This is a genomic window from Arthrobacter sp. Y3223164 (assembly GCF_059091005.1).
Genome location: NZ_JBNHGF010000753.1, coordinates 1 through 680 on the forward strand (window position 1 = coordinate 1; position 680 = coordinate 680).

Genomic DNA, 680 nt, shown 5'->3' on the forward strand with positions numbered 1-680 from the left:
GCGTCGCCGTCGGTTCCCGGCCCCACCAGCCACGCCTGAACGCGGGAGGCGGCGACGGACTCCTGCGAGCAGACGGCTTCGGGGGTCAGCACGTTGACCTGGCGGCACACCTCGGCCGGGCCGAGGTAGCGGATCATGCCCACGCCGGTGGCGGCGGCCGCCTGGGTCGCGAGCAGGGCAGCCCCGGGATAGGACGCAGAGCCGGCGGCGACACCGAGCACCCCGCGGGTGTACTTGTGGTCGGTTCGGCGGGGCACGGGCCACAAGCGGGCCAGATCCTGTACCTGGAGCCGCCGCAGCCGCGGCGCCGGAAGGAGGTCCGCGATGCCGATGTCCACCGTTTCCACCCGACCGGCGAGCGCCGCCGCGGGATCCAGCATCAGGCCGGTCTTGGCTCCGCCGAAGGTGACCGTGAGGTCCGCCGGCAGCACGGGGTGGTTCACCTCGCCGGTTTCGGCGTCGACGCCGCTGGGCAGGTCGCACGCCACGATCCGCGGGTGGCGGCGGCCCGGCTCCGGTTCGAGGACCGCTTGAACCAGCTCCCGGGCCGGTCCCCGCAATGCCCCGGACGCGCCGGTGCCCAACATCCCGTCGACCAACACGTCGGCGGCACAACAGGTCGCGGCCGCCTCGCCGATGACCCGTGCGGCCTCCCGAAGCTGCGGAGCCTCACCAGCCTT

At 74.1% G+C, this 680-nt stretch carries 1 protein-coding gene; it reads right to left on the minus strand.

The features are described from left to right. Positions 1-680, minus strand: a 680-nt coding sequence (locus AC5RUJ_RS17810) for an NAD(P)H-hydrate epimerase (RefSeq protein ID WP_494156457.1), incomplete at both ends; no start/stop codon positions are given.